This is a genomic window from Streptomyces aurantiacus (genome assembly GCF_001418335.1).
Classification (GTDB): domain Bacteria; phylum Actinomycetota; class Actinomycetes; order Streptomycetales; family Streptomycetaceae; genus Streptomyces; species Streptomyces aurantiacus.
This window is the reverse complement of record NZ_LIPP01000502.1, coordinates 1,977-3,155: the sequence shown is the minus strand read 5'-3', so window position 1 is coordinate 3,155 and position 1,179 is coordinate 1,977. Positions and strand designations below refer to the sequence as shown.

Genomic DNA, 1,179 nt, shown 5'->3' with positions numbered 1-1,179 from the left:
GTCTCGACGCCTTCGCCGGCGGCGACATCACCACGGATGTACGGGCTGTCTTCTCCTCGTCGTACAACGCGCTGTCCTGCCCTGCCGCGCGCATGTTCCACCTGCTGGGCCTGCACTCGGGCCCGGACATCTCCGCGCCCGCCGCGGCGGCACTCGCCGAGCTCCCGCTCCGCGAGGCCCGCGGCCTGCTCGGTGAACTCACGCGGGCCCACCTGCTCATCGAGCACCGCCCCGGCCGCTACTCCCTGCACGACCTGCTGCGCGTCTACGCCACCGAGCGGGTGCACGCCGAGGAGACGACGCAGGAGCGCGAGCGAGCCGTCGAGCGGCTCCTCACCTGGTACCTGCACACCGCTGCCGCCGCCTACACGCAGATCACCCCGCACCGCCGCCGGATCGCCCTCGAACCGAAGCACGCCTCCTGCCCCACGCTGACCTTCACGACGCACGTGCAGGCCCTGGACTGGTGCATGACCGAACGAGCCAACCTGGTCCTGGCGGTGCACAAGGCCGCCGCTTCCGGGCATCCGGGCATCGCATGGCGGCTGCCCGCCGTTCTGTGGGGGTTCTTCTACCTCCGCAGTCACATGGAGGACTGGGTCGACACCACCCGGACGGGGCTGTTCGCCGCCCGAGAGGCCCACGACCGCAAGGGCGAGGCCCAGGGTCTCCTGGACCTGGCCGCCGCTCTGCGTCTCTCGGGCCGGCTCGACGAGGCCATCGACCACCTTCACCAGGCGATGGCCCTCTACCGGGAACTCGGAGACAGGCTCGGCGCGGCGATCGCCGTGTCCAACCTGGGCGATGTGTACATCGAAGCCGGTGAACTCGGCAAGGCCATCGAGTACATCCGCCGTGGGCTGGTCATCTTCCGCATCATCGACAGCAGCTGGTCGGTGGGGATCGCCCTGAGCAATCTGGGCGACGTCTACCAGCGGCTCGGCCGGTTCGACGAGGCCATCGACTGCCTGGAACAGGCGCTGACCGTGCTGCGTGCCCAGGGCAACCGCTGGGTCGAAGGGGTCACCCTCGACGTCCTCGGCACGGTCCACCACCGGCTCCATCGCCATGACGAGGCGGTCGAGACCTACCATCAGGCCTTCGAGGCGCATCGCGAAGTCGGCAACCGGTGGGGAGAGGGCCATACGCTCGGCCACATCGGTGACGCGTACCTGGCCT

The 1,179-nt window shown here is 69.7% G+C and carries 1 pseudogene; it reads left to right on the top strand.

Annotated elements, in window-relative coordinates:
- Positions 1-92 precede the first annotated feature (92 nt).
- Positions 93-1,179 (top strand): annotated as a pseudogene (locus AOK01_RS46390) (tetratricopeptide repeat protein); the annotation flags it as partial.